Source organism: Rhodohalobacter sulfatireducens, assembly GCF_022012475.1.
GTDB classification, from domain to species: domain Bacteria; phylum Bacteroidota; class Rhodothermia; order Balneolales; family Balneolaceae; genus Rhodohalobacter; species Rhodohalobacter sulfatireducens.
Genome location: NZ_JAKLWS010000004.1, coordinates 74,543 through 93,521 on the forward strand (window position 1 = coordinate 74,543; position 18,979 = coordinate 93,521).

The 18,979-nt window shown below is 41.3% G+C and carries 19 protein-coding genes and 1 tRNA gene; 14 read left to right on the forward strand and 6 right to left on the reverse strand.

What is annotated here, in order from left to right; translation table 11 throughout:
• Positions 1 to 77: 77 nt before the first annotated feature.
• From clpX to L6773_RS04820, 4 genes are all read right to left on the reverse strand, one after another.
• On the reverse strand, positions 78 to 1,331 hold the full coding sequence (gene clpX / locus L6773_RS04805; protein WP_237852721.1) for an ATP-dependent Clp protease ATP-binding subunit ClpX: 1,254 nt from the start codon (positions 1,329 to 1,331) through the stop codon (positions 78 to 80).
• A gap of 126 nt (positions 1,332 to 1,457) precedes the next feature.
• Positions 1,458 to 2,108, reverse strand: a complete 651-nt coding sequence (clpP, locus tag L6773_RS04810) for an ATP-dependent Clp endopeptidase proteolytic subunit ClpP (RefSeq protein ID WP_304622108.1) — start codon at positions 2,106 to 2,108, stop codon at positions 1,458 to 1,460.
• A gap of 6 nt (positions 2,109 to 2,114) precedes the next feature.
• Positions 2,115 to 3,422, reverse strand: coding sequence for a trigger factor (gene tig / locus L6773_RS04815; protein ID WP_237852722.1), 1,308 nt, complete (start codon positions 3,420 to 3,422; stop codon positions 2,115 to 2,117).
• 39 nt (positions 3,423 to 3,461) lie between these two features.
• Positions 3,462 to 3,548 (reverse strand) — tRNA-Leu (locus L6773_RS04820).
• A gap of 199 nt (positions 3,549 to 3,747) precedes the next feature.
• On the opposite strand from L6773_RS04820, the gene cutA reads away from it, so the two are divergent.
• From cutA to L6773_RS04840, 4 genes are all read left to right on the forward strand, one after another.
• Positions 3,748 to 4,110 carry a divalent-cation tolerance protein CutA gene (gene cutA / locus L6773_RS04825; RefSeq protein WP_237852723.1) on the forward strand — a complete coding sequence of 121 codons (363 nt, stop codon included), beginning with the start codon at positions 3,748 to 3,750 and terminating at the stop codon, positions 4,108 to 4,110.
• Positions 4,111 to 4,113: 3 nt separating this feature from the next.
• A complete protein-coding gene (locus tag L6773_RS04830) occupies positions 4,114 to 4,851 on the forward strand; it encodes an enoyl-CoA hydratase/isomerase family protein (RefSeq protein ID WP_237852724.1) in 738 nt (245 codons plus the stop codon).
• Positions 4,848 to 5,699, forward strand: coding sequence for a LytTR family DNA-binding domain-containing protein (locus L6773_RS04835; protein ID WP_237852725.1), 852 nt, complete (start codon positions 4,848 to 4,850; stop codon positions 5,697 to 5,699). Before L6773_RS04830 ends, L6773_RS04835 begins: the two co-directional genes overlap by 4 nt.
• Positions 5,700 to 5,799: 100 nt before the next feature.
• Positions 5,800 to 6,483 carry a DUF2306 domain-containing protein gene (locus L6773_RS04840; protein WP_237852726.1) on the forward strand — a complete coding sequence of 228 codons (684 nt, stop codon included), beginning with the start codon at positions 5,800 to 5,802 and terminating at the stop codon, positions 6,481 to 6,483.
• Here L6773_RS04840 and L6773_RS04845 read toward each other — a convergent pair.
• Entirely contained in the window at positions 6,476 to 7,711 is a 1,236-nt protein-coding gene (locus tag L6773_RS04845) for a M48 family metallopeptidase (RefSeq protein WP_237852727.1), read from the reverse strand. The genes L6773_RS04840 and L6773_RS04845 overlap by 8 nt on opposite strands.
• Positions 7,712 to 7,909: 198 nt before the next feature.
• Here L6773_RS04845 and L6773_RS04850 point away from each other — a divergent pair, with 198 nt between their 5' ends.
• The 7 genes from L6773_RS04850 (at position 7,910) to L6773_RS04880 (ending at position 14,105) form a co-directional block, all read left to right on the forward strand.
• A complete protein-coding gene (locus L6773_RS04850) occupies positions 7,910 to 8,842 on the forward strand; it encodes a ring-cleaving dioxygenase (RefSeq protein WP_237852728.1) in 933 nt (310 codons plus the stop codon).
• A 133-nt stretch (positions 8,843 to 8,975) separates the two neighbouring features.
• Positions 8,976 to 9,635: an alpha/beta hydrolase gene (locus L6773_RS04855; protein WP_237852729.1), complete on the forward strand. Its 660-nt coding sequence runs from the start codon at positions 8,976 to 8,978 to the stop codon at positions 9,633 to 9,635.
• Positions 9,636 to 9,687: 52 nt separating this feature from the next.
• On the forward strand, positions 9,688 to 10,059 hold the full coding sequence (locus L6773_RS04860) for a hypothetical protein (protein ID WP_237852730.1): 372 nt from the start codon (positions 9,688 to 9,690) through the stop codon (positions 10,057 to 10,059).
• Positions 10,060 to 10,200: 141 nt separating this feature from the next.
• Entirely contained in the window at positions 10,201 to 10,707 is a 507-nt protein-coding gene (locus L6773_RS04865) for a hypothetical protein (RefSeq protein ID WP_237852731.1), read from the forward strand.
• Between the two features lie 126 nt (positions 10,708 to 10,833).
• Entirely contained in the window at positions 10,834 to 12,381 is a 1,548-nt protein-coding gene (locus L6773_RS04870; RefSeq protein ID WP_237852732.1) for a cation:proton antiporter domain-containing protein, read from the forward strand.
• Between the two features lie 2 nt (positions 12,382 to 12,383).
• Complete coding sequence (locus L6773_RS04875; protein WP_237852733.1) at positions 12,384 to 13,031, forward strand: DsbA family protein; 648 nt, start codon at positions 12,384 to 12,386, stop codon at positions 13,029 to 13,031.
• Between the two features lie 168 nt (positions 13,032 to 13,199).
• Positions 13,200 to 14,105: a diacylglycerol/lipid kinase family protein gene (locus tag L6773_RS04880; RefSeq protein WP_237852734.1), complete on the forward strand. Its 906-nt coding sequence runs from the start codon at positions 13,200 to 13,202 to the stop codon at positions 14,103 to 14,105.
• On the opposite strand, the gene L6773_RS04885 is transcribed toward L6773_RS04880, so the two are convergent.
• The gene (locus L6773_RS04885) at positions 14,099 to 14,299 is read right to left on the reverse strand and encodes a hypothetical protein (RefSeq protein WP_237852735.1); all 201 of its coding nucleotides are present in this window, start codon (positions 14,297 to 14,299) and stop codon (positions 14,099 to 14,101) included. The two genes, L6773_RS04880 and L6773_RS04885, sit on opposite strands and share 7 nt — an antisense overlap.
• A 125-nt stretch (positions 14,300 to 14,424) precedes the next feature.
• On the opposite strand from L6773_RS04885, the gene L6773_RS04890 reads away from it, so the two are divergent.
• From L6773_RS04890 to L6773_RS04900, 3 genes are all read left to right on the forward strand, one after another.
• Positions 14,425 to 15,717 (forward strand): choice-of-anchor B family protein, encoded by a 1,293-nt coding sequence (locus tag L6773_RS04890; RefSeq protein WP_237852736.1) that lies wholly within the window; start codon positions 14,425 to 14,427, stop codon positions 15,715 to 15,717.
• Positions 15,714 to 16,631, forward strand: coding sequence for an aldo/keto reductase (locus L6773_RS04895; RefSeq protein ID WP_237852737.1), 918 nt, complete (start codon positions 15,714 to 15,716; stop codon positions 16,629 to 16,631). The genes L6773_RS04890 and L6773_RS04895 overlap by 4 nt, the downstream gene beginning before the upstream one ends.
• Before the next feature lie 93 nt (positions 16,632 to 16,724).
• On the forward strand, positions 16,725 to 18,818 hold the full coding sequence (locus L6773_RS04900) for a T9SS type A sorting domain-containing protein (RefSeq protein WP_237852738.1): 2,094 nt from the start codon (positions 16,725 to 16,727) through the stop codon (positions 18,816 to 18,818).
• Positions 18,819 to 18,979 lie beyond the last annotated feature (161 nt).

Sequence of the window (18,979 nt, forward strand, 5' to 3'; positions counted from 1 at the left end):
TTGAGCCCGATTAAAAGACAAAGCTTAAACGCCAAAATTACATGAACACACAATGAGTAGGCATTGTGTGCGGGCAGTTAAGCAGTCGCCTTATGTTTTTCGTAAATCGGAGGAGCCTTTTTCTCAACAGTTTCACGTGTTATGATGCACCGTTTTACATTTTTCATCGAAGGAATTACAAACATGATCTCCAGCATTGATTCTTCCAGGATAGATCGTAATCCTCGTGCACCGGTTTTCCGCTGACGCGCTTTTTCTACAATTGCATCAAGTGCTTCCTCTTCAAATTCAAGCTCAACATCTTCCATATTAAACAGCTTTTTATACTGCTTTGTGATGGCATTCTTTGGCTTGAGTAAAATTTCGATCATAGCTTCATCGGAAAGTTCCTCGAGTCCGCATATCACGGGCAGGCGGCCAATCAGCTCAGGGATCAGTCCAAATTTCTGGAGATCTTCCGGCTCGACGTGTGTAAATATTTTGGGATCATCCTTATCAAATTTTTCCTGATCCTGAGAATGGAAACCCATCGCACTGGTTGATAGACGGCGTGCAATCACCTCTTCCAACCCGCTGAATGCTCCTCCGCAGATAAAAAGTATTTCTGAAGTATCCAGCTGTATAAAGCTCTGTTCCGGGTGTTTTCGACCGCCTTTCGGTGGAATATTTGCAGTGGTTCCTTCAAGAATCTTTAAAAGGGCCTGTTGTACACCTTCACCGGACACATCGCGAGTAATGGATGGATTGTCACTTTTCCGGGATACTTTATCAATTTCATCGATATACACAATTCCGCGCCGGGCTCGCTCAACATCGTAATCGGCAGCTTGCAACAAGTTGCTCAACATGCTCTCAACATCTTCGCCTACGTAACCGGCCTCGGTTAGAACCGTCGCATCAGCAATGGTAATGGGGACATCAATAATATTGGCAAGTGTTCTGGCAAGAAGAGTTTTTCCCGATCCGGTTGGCCCCAACAACATAATGTTACTCTTCTCGATAACGGTGTCATCAAGCTGTATTTCGGAACTCCCGGAAATTCGCTTGTAGTGATTATAAACCGCAACGGAAAGTGTTTTCTTTGCTCCCTCCTGGCCAATCACATACTCATCAAGCCTGTTTTTAATCTCAACCGGTTTGAGTATCGGCTTATACTGCTTTTCGCGACGACGCGCCAGGGATGAGAGATCGCTCTGAATGATACTGGATGCATCTTCTACACAGTGATTGCAAATATATACATCCGGTCCGGCAACCATAGAATTCACGTCATGGCTGGATCGCCCACAAAAAGAGCAATAGACCGAGTCGTTATCTTTCTTTTTACTCATAGTTGGTTGTATTTATTGCTTTAAAGTATGCAATCTCAACAATTTTTCAGAAAAATTCTGAGAATTGCAGTGATCTACTTCGAAAGGTAGAATCAGAAAATTTGAAAAAAGAAATTATTAGCGTAACTATTTTTTCCCGTTGCGACGCATAACGGAATCAATCAAACCATAATCCTTGGCTTCATCCGATGTCATCCATTTATTTCTGTCTGAATCTTCAACCACCTTGTCAACAGGCTGCCCGGTATGCTCGGCCAGAATACTGCTCAACTCTTTTTTGAGCCGTATAATCTCCTGGGCTTCAATCTCTATATCACTGGCCTGTCCCTGAACTCCACCCAACGGTTGATGAATCATCACTCGTGAGTGTGGGAGGGCGTGTCGTTTGCCTTTGGCACCGGCCGTCAATAAGACTGCGCCCATAGATGCGGCCATACCTACACAAGTTGTAGATACATCGCTTTTTACAAATTGCATGGTATCATAAATGGCCATTCCAGCAGACACAACGCCACCGGGACTGTTTATATACAGGTTAATATCTTTTTCAGTATCCTGCGAATCAAGGAACAACAATTGAGCTACGATAGAACTTGCTACAGCATCATTCACCGGCGTACCCAAAATTACAATTCGGTCTTTTAACAGCCGTGAATAGATGTCATATGCACGTTCGCCGCGGTTGGTAGTTTCCACTACCATGGGCACCAAGTTGTTTTGAATTTGATTAATATCGTTCATCTCTGGTAATTCAAATAGGGGTTGTTTGTAATTCATGGTAATCTATACCTGTGGAATTTGTTGCTTTTCGTTTTCCTCTTCTCTCTTCTTACGAAATTCATCCTTTGAGAGTTCATTGATAGTAACTTCTTCAGTCAACTTATCAAAAACTTTATTCTCCCTGATATTATTGCGTAGATTTTCAAGTTGATTCGGGTTCTGAGCATAATAACTCTTTAACTGTTCAGCTGTTGCTCCATACTTTGCAGCTTCAACCCCGATATACTCGTCAATATCTTCCGGTTTAATTTCGATATCATCAAATTTCTCCTGGAGTTTATGGCTGATAAATCCCCACTTAGCCTGTTGCACGGCCTGCTCACTCATATTTTCTTTATACTCCTCAACATCAAATTCGGGTGGCAGATCGCCGCCGGACTGCTGCTTGGCGTATTCAACAAAATTATTTTTGATCTGTTCGAGCATCACTTCAGGTACTTCAAATTCATGGGCCTCGGCCATGGCCTGGATTGCATCCTGGCGAAACATCTCATCAGATGACTGATCATAATAATCCTGCATCTGGCTTTTAATGTAGCTCTTGAACTCATCTACATTTTTTGCCTGGCCGTTGGAGTTTTGTTTTGCAAATTCATCATTCAGTTCAGCTTCATGGTTGACTTCAACTTTTTTAACATGAAGTTCAAATCTGTCTACTTCTTCATCTTCGCCAAGCTCCATCTCTACAACATCACCAACTTTATGGCCAACAAGGTGTTCGCGAAAATCAGCTGCCGCATCTTGTCGAAGGTCCAGCTTTTGGTCTTCATCCTTTTCTCCCTCAATAGGATTTCCATCCTCATCTAATGAAACGGCGTCAACTGTTACCCGGCTTTCTTCAGTAATCTCATCTTCCACCTCTTCCCAGTTACCTTGTCGCTGAAGTGTTCGTTCAATCTCCTCTTCAACTTCTTCATCGGATACATCATGCACCATCTTGTCGATGGCAATCTCTTTCAGATCTTTTAGCTCAAACTCAGGTTTTGCACCAATTTTAAAAACAACCTCAAGCTCATCATTCTCCCAGCTCATATCCAGCATCTGGGTTTCGCCAACCGGCTCATGCTCGGGTACAATCTCCTTTTCATAAACCTCTTCAACATAACTGTTGATCTCTTCCATTTCGATCTCTTTTCCAAAACGCTTCTTAATGAGACCAATTGGCACTCGTCCGGGTCGAAAGCCCGGCATCTGAATTTGAGATTTATACTTTTTATAGGCCTTATCAAATTTTTCAGACAAGTCTTCTCGATTCGCCTTGATTGTTATTTCCTTGTCTACGGAGGTAAGTTCCTCAACGGATAGTTCCACTTGTGTTACCTAAATGTTTTTAAAATATTTGGATTGAGTTGGTACGAGAGGGGGGACTCGAACCCCCACACTGTTTAGAGTACCAGATCCTAAATCTGGCGCGTCTACCAATTCCGCCACTCTCGCGCAAATTCTGATAAATTTTTATCAGAGCCTGATAAAATACGGTTTTTCGACTGTGGTTTCAACTATTCAATTTTGTTTGAATACAGATGCCCATAAGCTTTAATTTCGCTAATCTTATTGCTTTTTTCAGAAAATTCATCCAACTATTCTCTGATATTTTGTAGCTTTTAAGTTCAAATTAAAACTGTTGTAATTACCCATGTTCAGAAATCTCCGCTTTGTTTACGTAACCACGAAAAATCGAGATGAAGCTAAACAGATTGGCAGCATCATTGTAGAGGAAAAACTTGCCGCCTGTGCCAACATCATCGATGGAATGGAATCTATTTATCACTGGAAAGATAAGATCGAAACCAGCAGCGAATGTATCCTAATTTTAAAAACCAGTTATAGCAACGTTGGAAAAATGACCCGCCGGATTAAAGAACTCCATTCGTATGAAGTTCCCTGTGTCATCAGCCTGAACATCGCCGAACAGGAGGGCAATCCCGACTACCTGAACTGGATACGAGATTCCGTCCGCAAACCCCTCCCGCAGGATGAAGACCTGCGAACCGACTAACCCATGTCTTTAATCATCAAAAGAGAACCGTTCATCACAGAGGCAGCTATTAACCGGCCAGAGGTGATGAATGCGATCAATTTTGATGTGATGGATCAACTTGAGTCCCTGCTGGATGAGCTTGAGAAAGATGAGAAACTGCGGCTTTTTGTACTGACGGGTACCAACAACAGCTTTATCTCCGGTGGTGATCTGCGTGAATTTCATCAAATTAAAGACGCAGAAGGTGCAAAAGAGATGACGCGCCGGATGATTTCGATTCTCGAGCGAATTGAGAATTTCCCCTGCTGGACGCTTGCCGCAATGAACGGACCTGCGTATGGCGGTGGATGGGAAACGATATTATCTTTTGACTTTCGGATCGCAATATCAACGGCTGCAATTGGTTTCACTCAAGGAAAATTCTACCTGCCACCTGGTTGGGGAGGCATCACAAAACTGACCGAGACTGTTGGCAGAAATCGAACCCTCTATTGGTTAGCCTCACAGAAAATAATTGATGCAAAGACAGCCCTGCAATCCGGCTTGATTCAAGATGTTTTTGACAGTAACGACTATGAAGAGAAACTTGCACGCCTGAAAAAATCGCTGATTAAAAACGACCGGAAATTTATCGAGTATATCAAAAGAAGAGATCTCCAAAATTCACAAGATGAGATTGAACCGTTCAGCACTTTTTGGGAGAGTGAGGAGCACCTGGAACGAGTGGAAAAATTTCTCTCACACAGGAAAGAAAAATGATTCAGTTTCTAAACAAGCCGTATCCTTTCGAATACTCAGTAAAAAAGTATACCTGGATCACCATTGGAACGACTCTTTTTGTAACATTCTTCCTCTTCTTTTTTCAACCCTTTGGCCTGTATGTATTTGACGGATTAAATTTATTTATCATCTCCCTTGAATTCGGATTGGCAACCGGGGCCGTCATGGCCGTCTCATATTTTTTGGTGATACCATTGTTTCCGAATTTTTTTAATGAGGAGAACTGGACTGTCATCAAACATATCTGCTGGGTGGTTATGCTGCTGATCAATATCGCAATTGCAAATACTCTCCTGATGTACCTTCTTGATTTAGGCAGCATTTCATGGAGAGCAATTCTTATCTCACTTGGACAGGTAATGGCTTTGGGAATCATCATAACCACTATTATTGTCTCACTCGATTACCTTCGGCATTTCAAAGAAAATCAAAAAGAAGCTCAAAAAATCTCTGCCCATCCCGACCTTAAATCTGATTCAAATAAAACCATCTCTCTTTTTTCTGAGAATGATAAAGAACAGCTTCACCTAAAAACAGAAGAACTCTTGTATCTCACATCTGCCGATAATTATGTGGAAGTAGTATATCAATCAGGTAAAAAAATAACTCAAAAGCTACTTCGTGGAACACTTCAGCGAGCTGAGGAGAAAATCGATCAACCCGGCATCATCCGCTGCCACCGTTCATATATCGTAAATCTTCACCAAGTGGTCGCTGTGGATGGAAATGCCCAGGGTTACGAGCTCAACTTAAGAGGGTTGGATAAGCCTATTCCCGTCTCCCGATCCTACAAAAAAGACGTTATACGTTTTTTAAAGGGCACATAAGCCTGTAATTCATCCCTCCATTCATATTTTCATCCCATAAACCAAAACAGAGAAGTTTCCTTTTTTATTATGGGCTTGAATTGAAACCCAAAAAATAATTATGACTTCAGGCATGCTCATTATTCACATCATCGCAGGTTTTTTGGCTCTTGTTACCGGTGCAATTGCCATATCAACGAAGAAGGGAAAAGGAGTGCACACAACGATGGGAAAAATTTATTTCTGGTCAATGGTTTTGGTTGCTGTCACATCTCTTTACCTCTCCGTTGTAAAAGTAATTCCATTTTTATTTTTAATTGCCATATTCAGCTTCTACTTGACTTGGAGCGGGTACAAAGCTATCCATTGGAAAAACAGATCTTTACCTACCTTTTTTTATTGGTTTGATTCAATTACCACTCACATTGTAGCACTTTTCGGAATCATTATGATTTTACTTTCTGTGCTCACTTGGTTTGGCATTCATGTCAATGCGGTGATTTCATCATTAAGAATTGTCTTGCTGGTGTTTGGAATCGGCACGCTCATATTTACATTCGAAGATCTAATTCTTCTGTACCGTAACAAATCTTCAAAAAAATTCTTGTGGATGTACACTCATATCGGTCGGATGCTGGGAGCTTACATCGCCACTTTAACTGCATTTTTAGTGGTGAATGGAGAATTCTTTCCTTCACCACTCATTGCGTGGCTGGGCCCCACAATCATAGGAACTCCCCTGATCATCTATTGGATTCGAAAGTACCGCTTGAAAATGGAGCCTAAACCAAAAACGGCTAACTGATATTTCGGATGGCTTGAATTCTCTTCAACACCGGTGGGTGCGAATAATTCAAAAACACATAAAATGGGTGTGGTGTGAGATTACTCAAATTATCCTTGGAGAGCTTTTTTAGAACATTGACCATCTCTTCTGAATTCTGGATGGTTGTTGATGCAAAGTGATCCGCCTCGTATTCATGAGAGCGACTGAGCTTCTGCATCGCAATTCCTAAAATAGTTTCGATGGGTGAATAGAGCATTCCGAAAAACAGGAGTCCTGCATAAACACTCATCTGATCCATATAGAATGCATCAAAAAGTGCCGGTACCTGCAGAAAGATGGAAAGCAGCGCAAACATAATTCCGGTTTGCAGAATGCTGATCCCCATATTTTTGATGATATGTTTCTTCTTATAGTGACCAATTTCATGTGCCAATACCGCCACCAGTTCCTCTTTGGTATGATTTTCAATCAGTGTGTCAAACAGGGCGATCCGTTTGTTCTTTCCAAAACCGGTAAAGAATGCATTCGATTTTGAGGATCGTTTTGATCCGTCCATTACATAAATTTCCTGCAGGGGGAAGTCTACTTTGTCGGCATAATTCTCGATCGCTTCACGAAGTTCTTCATCCTCAAGAGGCTCAAATTTGTTGAAAATGGGCATAATCCATGTCGGAGCGATGTATTGCATCACCAAAGAAAAAGCCGTCACTACAAGCCAGGCATAAACCCACGCCCACGTTCCGCCATACTCAAAGAAGGCGATGATTCCCGCAAGAAGCGGCGCTCCTATCACAACAGAAAGCAACAGGCCTTTCACCCGGTCCATCACAAATGTTTTCGGCGTGGTTTTATTGAAGCCGAATCGCTCCTCAATCACAAAAGTGGAGTAGATACTGAATGGCAGAGAGATAATTGTTTTAGCGATGATCAGCACACCGATAAAGATTAACCCGGTGACAATCACCCCAAAATCAAAGCCTCTCGCCCACTGGTCCAGCCAGTTGAATCCCCCGGCAAACCAGAAAACAAGAAGCAGAATCAAATCAAATGTGCCTGTAATAAATCCAAACTTCGTTTGTACCCGAGTGTATTCCTGTGATTTGGCATAGGTCTCCTCATCATAAACACCATCAAATTCATCCGGTAGCTCTTTGGATAACGCTTTTAAATTCAGGCGATTAGAGACGATTTCGAGCACAAAATCAACCAAAATCGCAGCTAAAATTATGACTGTAAAAATATTCATGAACAGTTCTCAGGTATTAATGACTTCTTTTTTTGACTAAAAATTTTTCAACTTCAAAGGTACAAAAAACGCGCCATACCAGCACATTATGTTAAACTGATTTCATTTTTGGATTGATATAGTCATTTAATTTAATATTAAACTATTTTTCTGAAATTTTAGTTATTATTGTCATACACCCATCAAACAGAAAACACTATGGCAGATAAAATAAAAGGATTGCACCATATTACCGCGGTATCGGGTCCGCCGAAACAGAACTATGAGTTTTACACCCGGGTATTAGGGCTTCGATTTACAAAGAAAACCATCAATTTCGATGATCCGGGAACCTATCATTTGTACTACGGAAATTATGAAGCCACTCCCGGCAGCTCTATCACATTTTTCCCGTGGGAAGCTGTTCCGCAGGGCATTCCAAAGACAGGGGAGGCTACCGTTGTGTCGTATGCTGTTCCAAATGATTCCATCGATTTCTGGTCTGATCGTTTCAAAAAGCATGGTGTTGAGATTCTGGATGAAGTGAATCGCTTTGGAGGCCAGGGAATTCGGGTAAAAGATATTGAAGGGATGATGATTGAGCTGGTGGAATCTGAAGGAGTGGACAGCATCAAACCGAAAAAAACGGAAGGTATTCCCAATAAATCTGCTATTCGCGGATTTTACGGAACCACACTTTCCCTGGCTGATATCGGACGAACCGCTGAATTGCTTCAAGAATTCGGATGGGAAAAATCAGGAGAAGAATCTAATATTACACGATTTCTATCTGAACCCGAAAACCATCTTGGAGCTGTCATTGATCTCAAAAAAGAAAACCTGAATGGCCGGTTTGGCCGCGGATCGGTTCACCATATCGCGTTTCGTGTTCCCGATGATGACACACAGCTCGCATGGCGTGAAAAGCTGAAAGAGCTGGGCTTTAACCCAACACCGGTACAGGATCGGCAATATTTCAGATCGGTCTATTTCAGAGAACCGGGTGGTGTTTTGTTTGAAATTGCGACCGATATTCCAGGTTTTACCAAGGATGAAGAGTTAGAGAATCTTGGAACAGATCTAAAACTACCGCCCTGGTATGAAAAGCACCGGGAAGAGATTGAGAGCAGATTGGTGCCACTGGATTCTTAATTGTAAGCCGGACAGCTTGTCCGGCTCTTGAAATATACATTGACAAAAAATTTTGTTGCTAATTATCCGCTTAGCATCTGTAAACTTTAATTAAATTTAGGAGGTAACGGACAGGCTGTCTGTTGTACATTTTATGTTCAGAGCAAATTCCGAAAAACCATTTCACGGACCGCACCAGAACTCAAACATTGTCACTCATGGAGTCTCGCCGGAAGACGCTGAACTTGCGATGGTCATGATACATGGCCGGGGTGCTACCGCGGAAAGTATTATTACACTCTCCAATGAGTTTGATACCGGAAATATCCACTATCGAGCGCCCCAGGCAAACCAGTTTACGTGGTATCCTCACTCTTTCCTTCAACCCACCGAGCGAAATGAGCCCGGCTTATCCTCGGCTCTTCAGGTACTGTTTGATATCGTTTCTGACCTGGAAGCCGAAGGGATCCCGAAAGAAAAAATCGTCCTTCTTGGATTTTCCCAGGGTGCTTGTTTGGCTACTGAATTTATTGCACGGCATCCCGCAAAATATGGCGGATTGATTGCATTGAGCGGTGGACTCATTGGCGACTCTATCAATCAAGAAAACTACGACGGAGACCTTGAGGGCACACCCTATTTTGTAGGATGTTCAGATGTAGATCCCCACATTCCTGTTGAACGTGTAGATGCTTCAGTGAACGTGTTGGAGAAACTGGGCGCTGACATAACAAAAAAAATCTACCCCGGAATGGGTCATACTGTTAATCAAGACGAGATTAATCATATTATACAAATTCTTGCATCACCTTAACAAAGATTTGCCAAAAGCGTATTATGGGTTGTAGAATTTTTATATTTATTTGATGAATATTTTTTCAAAAATAAATTCTGTTTTCCTGGCCGCAGCGGTTGTATTCTCAACATTTGGCCAGCTGCAAATCTTACAGGGTGTTGAGCAGGGCTTTACCCATACAACAGCGAATGATGCTGCTACATATTCTAACATTACCAGTCAGAACATCTGGGGTGTTATCAACCTGGACGGCAGCAATTCATTATTTAATCTCTTTTCGAATTCCGAGTCTGAAGAAGACCGGAAGAACAGTTTAGAGTCGATAACAGGGCGAGAATCTGCACTCACAAAAATTTCCTCCCTTTATCTTTTACTTGCAAGAGATATTACACTCAGCCCCTCAATAGAAGACTTACTCTATCCTTTCCACTTCTACTTTTAGATAAACTCATCTTTGATTTTATCGAGGCTCAATTTCTGAGCCTTACTTCCTTACAAACAACTATACACTCCGAAACAGGTATTTCTCAAAGGATCTGTTTCATGGATTTGGAGTGTATCTAATCAAAAAAATTATACAAAGATGAAAGTAGATTTACCCTCTCTGATTATTGGTATATGTGCACTGGCCACGTTTGCAGTGCCGATTGCATGGTATCAAATATCAGAAAAAATGAAAGAAAAGAAATTACATAATGAGATATCTCGTTATGCCCGGCAAGAAAACTTAACCCTTACCAACGAAGAAGTTTGGGGAGATCAATATGCGTTGGGCATAGACAATAACAGCAGAAAAATTGTCTATTTAAAACACAGTGAAGATGGCGATCAAAAAGAGTTCATTGATCTTTCAAAGGTTCAAAAATGCAAAGTTTCGAACGGTACAAAAACCGTTCACGATGCAGATGGAAAGAAAAATGTTCTCACCAGTATTGATCTGCTATTCCATTTTCGGAATTCTGGAACAGGAGCTTTATCCCTGGAAGTTTATAATGACTCAAATGGACGATCACTGACCTACGAACTTTCTATAGCCAATAAATTGGCACGAAAAATTGGTTCATTAATTGATACAAATACTAACAGTTAAAAATTGACCAACTATTGAAATAAATTCCGGGGCATTAAAAATTGTCCCGGATTTTTAGCTTACGTGTATCACTCTAAAACAATTGGTACCTTCTGCATTCAATTGTGAAACACAAATTGCATGTAAATGGATATCATTTGGATAGGCGTTGCTTTCTTATTTGGATTTGGTGTATCAAAAATTAAACTGCCTCCTTTGGTTGGGTTTCTCCTGGCAGGAATTACCTTGTCTATTGCAGGTTATGAACCCGGTGAAATGCTACACGAGATTTCACATCTTGGGGTGATTTTTTTGCTGTTTACAGTGGGTTTACACATCCGTCTTAAAAATATTCTTCGATTTGACATACTTGGCGTAAGCCTCTCTCACTTGCTGCTTTCTGTGTTAATTTTCACACCGATTGCCCTTGCTTTTGGTTTTGAGCCTCAAGCCGCTCTTATCATTGCCATTATGCTTGGTTTTTCTAGCACTGTTTTAACAGCAAAAAACCTTGAACGACGCAACGAACTCGGTGCTTTCTATGGCCGTTCAGCAATTGGTATCCTGATTGTGCAGGATCTCGTTGCGATTGGACTCATCGCCTACACGGGTGGCGGCGCACCTTCCTATTGGGCACTATCACTATTTGCATTGCCACTGACCCGACCTCTTATTTTAAAATTACTGTCCGGTATTCGAGAAGATGAGATTTGGATGCTTCTGGGACTTGTACTTGCTCTCGGCGGAGCCGCTCTTTTTGAATTTTTCAATGTTTCAGGTGAGCTTGGTGCTCTTGCGGCCGGAACTTTACTGGCTTCGGATGAACGTGCTGACAAAATCGGGAAGAAAATGTGGGGAATTAAGGAAGCTTTCCTTGTTGGCTTTTTCCTGGAAGTTGGACTCACTGGTTTTCCGGATTCAACCGGGTTCTATTTTATCGGGGTACTCCTTTTGTTACTCCCCATAAAATCGATGCTCTTCTACATCCTTTTTACCTGGTTCCGATTTCGCGGCCGAACCGGTTTTTTGGCAACTATATCTCTCACTTCTTACAGTGAGTTTACACTTATTGCCGGTACCGTTGCCATTCAAAATGGGTTTCTGCCGCAGGAGTCCCTAGTTGTGATGGGCTTATTAACGGCCATCTCATACGCGTTGAACTCTCCCGTTAGTATCAAAGAAGAGAAAATCTGGAACGCTTGGCACGATTTCCTCATGAAATTCGAGCGGGAAGGAAAGCATCCGGAACATCAGGCAGTATCTCTGGGATCGGCCGAGTACCTGATCGTTGGGATGGGAAATGCCGGACGTGCTGCTTATGACAAACTGAAGAACGACGGTAAACCTGTAGTTGGAATGGACATCGACCCCGGCCGGATTGAACGAAATCTTGCCGAGGGAAGGCGTGTTATTTATGGGGATATCCAGGACCGGGATTTATGGCTGAGTCTCGAACTTAAAAATATAAAATCAGTGATGATCGCCATGGGTAATCAAAACGTTAAAGTAAATGCTACAAAAACTCTTCGGGCTACCGGTTTTGATGGATTGATCTATGTCTTAACAATGCGCGAAGAGGAAGCAAAAATTATGCAGGAAGCCGGTGCAAGTGCGGTTTCCATCCCGATTAAAGAGGCCGGCGAACGACTTGCTGAATTGAGTGCTGAAATTGAAACCAAAAGAGCTAATGCTTAGATATGAAACCAACACTGATCTACGCTAATGATCCCCTATGCGGATGGTGCTATGGATTTCATCCGATAATGAAACGGTTGCATAACCGTTTTAATGACGATTTGAATCTAAAGGTTATTCCGGGTGGACTTGCAACGGGAGAAAATGCACAAAAAATTGCTGAGGGCTACGATTATATCCTGAATGCACTTGAACGAGTTGAAGATACCACAGGTATTGAATTTGGAAAAAATTTTAAACTTCTCGCTGAAGAGGGATCTTATTATTACGATTCGGAACCATCCTGCAGGATACAAAATGTGGTTAACGAATTAAATCCAGACAAATCGCTTGAGTTTGCCGGTTCGTTGCATCAAGCCATTTTTGTTGACGGAGATAATTTAAATGAATGGGAAACATTTGAAACCTTGCTTGAAGGTCATTCTGTAGATATTTCGAAAGCCCGGCAACTCTACGAGAGTGATGAAATCAAAATACAGACTGAAGAAAATTTCGAATGGTGCGCCAAAAACGGGGCTACTGCATTTCCCACCTTACTTTTGCAGATCGGTGATGAGATTGGTGTCATGTCCCGAGGTTATCGCCCGTATGATATTCTTGAATCTCATTTGCATCATCTGCTGAATAACATCAAAAAAGTACAGGATTGATCTCAATTTTCTTAGATCAATAGCCGGGTTAATGCCCAAGAGATGAGATCATTATGCTTTATCCTTTGACTGAGGTGAATTGCGATAGTTTATTTTGGCTATCAGATAACCTATGTCTGTGATACTTAAGCCATTTTTAAATAAACATCCTTTGCAGTAGTATGCGGTATGCAAAATCAAAGTATTCGCATCTGTTTCATCTTTAACCCGGCAGCTAACCGGAATCGCTCTCTACAGCATATCGATTGGCTGAGACGTGAAGCTTCAACATTGTGGGAGAATTATGAGATTGCGATCGCAAAAGAAGGGGAATCACTGGCAGAGCTCGCAAGAAAGAAATCTAACTTATTTGATGTAATAGTAGCTTGCGGCGGGGATGGAACCGTCAGTCAAATTGTGAATGGCCTTGCCAAATCGGACACAGTGTTAGGATTACTGCCCATTGGATCCGGGAATGATTTTGTAAAATCACTCAGCCTCCATAGATCATTGTCTGAATGTTTGAAGATTATCCATCAAAATATCATTGCTGAAATCGATTTAATACAAATTGATGGGGATCGGAAAGGTTGGTGTGCCAATACGATTGGGATCGGTGTGGATGGCTGGGCCAACTACTATGCCCAGCAGGCAACCTGGCTAAAGGGTAAAATCAGCTACTATTACGGAGCTTTAAAAGCGATTCTGAAATTCCGCGGATGCCAAATGGATATCCAATCAATAGAATATTCTAACAAAGATGAGTATGTGATGGCAACGGTGTGTAACGGAAAATGGGAAGGCGGTAATTTCCTGGTTGCTCCAAATGCTGATCTGCTAGATGGCAAACTAGACCTGCTCACGATCAAAAAGGTCCCCTTGCTATTACTACTCTGCTACCTTTTGAGGTTTCGATGGGGTCCTGCGGATTGGATGAAAGGAATTAAAACATTCAGATCCGAAAAAATTGAGATTTCTACCTCCGTTCCGGTTGCAGTCCACAGTGATGGTGAGCATCTGGGCTCTGACATCCGGCATTTAAAACTGACTGTTGAACGAAATGCTTTAAAAGTTCTCGTTCCAAAAGATTACTGAATCTGGTAATATTCTTCGTAAACGTAATTCCACAGACCGGCAAGGTTAGAACCTTTGTTATGTGGATTTTTTGAAGAGGATGATTTCATGGCGTCAATACAAGCTCTTTCTCGGGCGTGGCGAATAGCTTTCATTTGATGTTTTGTAGGATTCTCTATCATTTCTTCGTACTTCTCAATATCAGAATCAGACATAATATTTATTGTATATTAGAGGTTGATGGGTGGTTTTTTTATGACTAAAAAATGCTCTTTAAACCATGCTTTAATAAGCACTCCACAAAGCCACAACATTATCTTTAACGAGTTTTACGCATAAAATGTTTCGTTATTTCCTTGTTTTAAGCGTTTTATCTATACTCTTCTTCATTAGCTGTGAGTCAAATACCTCATCAGAAGCCCCATCTTATACCCCGTGCAGCAATGGAAAATCTGAAGTATATGAATGCAAAAATATCGACCTGTATGCACATGTTGACATCTCTGAACTCTCCGGCGATGAATTGAGTGATATCTGGGGATGGATTGACCCGGAAACCGGTAAAGAATATGCTATTCTTGGATTAATTAATGGAGTAGATATTGTAGATGTTACAGATCCCTCGGATCCACGGGTGGTTGGGTTTATTCCGGAACCGGGGGCAAGCCAAACAAAATCCGTTACATTCCAGGCTCATGATGACGGAGGCGGTTTGAAAGGAAACTCCCCCTGGAGGGATTTGAAAGTACACAGGAATACACTCTATATTGTGAGCGAACAAGCCGGTTATGGGCTTCAATATTTTGACCTCACTCAACTTCGGGATGTTGAAGATCCTCCCGTTGAATTTTCCGAATTCCAACGATATAGAGAGTTCGGTAATGCACACAATATCTTTATTAATGAGGCCAGTGATTATCTCTATGTAGTCGGCAGCACAACCGGCTTGTATTGTGCTGAGCAAGGGGGCCTTCATATGATTGACATCTCCACACCCGATCAACCCAAATTTGCCGGGTGTTTTGTTGATGAAAACGCCGGTGGATTTACAACCAACGGCTATATCCATGATACTCAATGTGTTATCTACTCCGGCCCGGATGAAGATTACCAAGGCAAAGAAATATGTTTTAATTCCAGTGAAGAAGTTTTTTTGATATCCGATGTGACTGAAAAAAATAATCCCACCTCCATCTCAATGGAAACCTACTCTGATGCCGGCTATATTCACCAGGGCTGGCTGTCTGAGGATCAGCGTTATTTCTTTATGAATGATGAGCTGGATGAGAGATATAATCACACCAACACCAAGACCTATGTTTGGGATCTGCAGGACCTGGATGATCCTGAAATGATTGGGCACTACCAGCATAGTACTCCATCGATCGATCATAATTTGTACATTAAAGGTGATCTTATGTACCAGGCAAACTATACGGCCGGCCTAAGAATTTTGGATGTTCGTGATCCTTCTCCTCAAAACATTTCAGAAGTTGCTTATTTTGATACAACACCCGGTGATGAATCTGTTACCTTTGGCGGGTTATGGTCGGTATATCCATGGCTTTCAGGTGACAAAATCATCGTCAGCGATATAAAAAAAGGACTTTTCATTTTAAGATATCAACCATGACACAATCTGCATCAAACCGAATTAAACTGCATAACAACGGTCCTGAATTCTCGAAACTGGCTGCGGGCTTTTGGCGACTGAATGAGTGGGATATGTCCACGGCCGAACTCATCGATTTTATTGAAAATTGCCTTGAAATGGGCATTACAACCATGGATCATGCAGATATCTATGGCGATTATCAAAACGAGGGTATTTTCGGTGAAGCGTTAAAAAAGCGCCCGGATCTTCGTGAAAAAATGGAAATTGTATCCAAGTGCGGAATATGCCTGCCGGTTGAAAGTCGTCCGGAGCACAAACTTCAGCACTATAATACAACTGCTGAGCATATCCGTAAGTCGGTCGAAAATTCACTCAAAGAATTAAATACCGATTACCTGGACCTTATTCTTATCCACCGCCCCGACCCATTGATGGACGCATCAGAAATGGCCGACATATTTATGAAATTGCACGAGGAGGGAAAAATCAAACATGTGGGGGTATCTAACTTTACAACTTCGCAGTTTCAGCTTTTTCAAAGTAAACTGGATTTGCCGCTTGTTACAAACCAGGTAGAGTGTTCTCTGCTTCACCTTCATGCGATCTACGACGGCACTTTCGATCAATGCCAGGAAAACAACATCTCTCCTATGCTTTGGTCGCCTTTTGCGGGCGGTCAACTTTTCAACGGAAGTGGAAAGCGAATCAAAAGAATCAGAAAAGTCGGGAAAAAACTTTGCAGAAAATATGATGTTGAATTCGATCAGCTTTCGTTGGCCTGGTGCTTTTATCTCCCCTTTAATCCACTAACTATACTTGGAACGGGAAAAAAAGCACGTGTCAAAAAAGCTGCGAATGCTCTTAATATAAAATTGGAGCGCCAGGATTGGTTCAGGCTCCTTGAAGCATCCCGGGGTGAACCGGTACCATAGAAAATTTTATTTCCTTTTGAACTACCGGAAACCAGTTTTTAAGAGAGATATTTAAGATCTTATTATTTTAGTCGGGCAATTAAAATAAAAAAAATGTTCCGGATCTATTCGTTTATTGGTGTACTTTTTATCTCATTCATTCTTGGAAGCTTATTCAATAACGGAATTATAGCCCAAAATCCGATTCGAGATGTTGCAATTTTTGAAGTCAACTCCAACAACGATGAACCAGATCCTGCGCGAACTCACTCAGTAAAACATTTAGCAAATGTAGCAGGAATATCATACATCATTACCCGTGATATAAATGAAGCCTCACTTTATGCTGTAATTATTGCAACAGATGGATTCGACGGCCTAAATCTTTCCGACGTCCAGAGAGATACAATCAAAAAATATATTCAAGATGGGGGAATTCTAATCAGCACCAATCTGAAAGACCCGGGTTTATATGATATTGCAGGAATTTCAGATCAAGTCTTTTCACGAAGCCGTTACTCCGTCAAATTCGATGTTACCAAGTCAAAAAATATTTTTATTTGGATTGATGAACCGGAAGAGAAAACAATACTCATCGGAAATGAAAGTAATGGAAATTCAATTTTCAGCAGATCGTATGTAACCGAGAAGGCGGAGGTTTTAGCTAAATTTGATGACGGAACTCCGGCTTTTATTCGTAATCAGTTTGGTAAAGGATACTTTTATACATTCGGAAACTCCTTTAAGGATTTGATCATCCGAAGCCAATTGAATTTTGATTTCTCTGCTAACCGAACCTATTCGAATGGATTCGAACCCGCATCTGACGTTTTCGGTTTAATTTTTCGCGGAATTTTAATTGAACATATACCAAATCTGGTATGGAAAAACACCTCGGCTTTTAACAGTCGGTCAACTGTTATCCTAACTCACGACATCGATGCAGAAAGTAATATGCAATGGATGAACAGGTATGCTGATTATGAAAACAGCCTGGGCATTAGAGCTACGTATTTTGTAACCACCCATTATATTGATGATGCGCTTGACGGTGATTACTACTCAGGGTACAGGGATGCCGTAGCAAATCTCAGAGATCAAAATCAAGAGGTTGGAAGCCATTCCGTTGGTCATTTTCCTGACTTTGCTGACCTTCCCTATGGAACTCTGGGAGAGGATATCTTCACCTATCAGCCCGGACATCATGGAGGAAAAACTCAAAATGCAACTCTTCTTGGAGAACTTGAAGTTTCAAAAAAACTGCTTGAAGAGGATACTGGATTACCTGTTACCTCATTCAGGTCCGGCCATTTAATTTATCCTGACAATCTGATAGCCGGCCTTGATACACTTGGATACAAATTTAATTCGTCCTATTCGGCAAACGACGTTCAAACCTCCTTTCCATATTCACCTTACAAAACGAGGTCTTTCAGCGGTACTGAATCAGGGATTTTAGAAATACCGGTCACAATTTCCGATGTCCTATTTAATGAATTTACTACAGAAAATTACGTGCTTGCTGCAGATTTATGGAATAACATTACGGAAAAATACTATGCAAATGGCGCACCAACGGTACTCCTGATACATCCTAATCGGGACCTGAAACTTCGTGCCTTACATAGATATCTCGAAAATTTGCCACGTAATGTGTCCATTCAGTCGATTCAATCATTTGGCAATTTTTGGTTGCAGCGAAATAATCTCAGCTTTTCAAGTTCCCTGGAAAATAATAGTCTGCAAATTCAGCTTAAAAATTACCAAATACTCCCGGATAGTTTATCCCTGAATATTTCAAATGGTGCTTATTTGGATGATATAGAAATAGTGGGAAGTGATGGTAATCAAATAGCTTTTTTGAGCCAAGTAAACGACGATAATACAGTGCTCATATATATTCAGGAAAATGAAGTAAAAAATCCCTCATCAATCATTCCAAAAAATTCTGTGGAATTGTGGCAGAATTATCCAAACCCGTTCTCAGGTAAAACAATCATCAAATATTATCTGAAGAGACCTTCGAATGTGCGAGTTGATATTTATACTATTACAGGCAGAAAAGTGGAAACGTTGATAGATGAATATCAGTTTTTAGGTCCGCACTGGGTAGAGTTCGACTCTAAACAATATTCCAGCGGACTTTATATCTGTAGAGTGAACACAGATAACTTTTCAGCAGTTAAACTCATGACACATATTAAATGAATCCAGATATCTTACAAATGAAAGAACTTTCTGCTTTGGTGAGTATTCAAGCCATTGTAAAAAAACTATCAGCATTGTGATTACTTCTATTTGCTTGAAGCTAACTTTTGACATGCTTGCCAATTTCCTTACTTTTGACCAATTCAAATGAACTTCTAAAA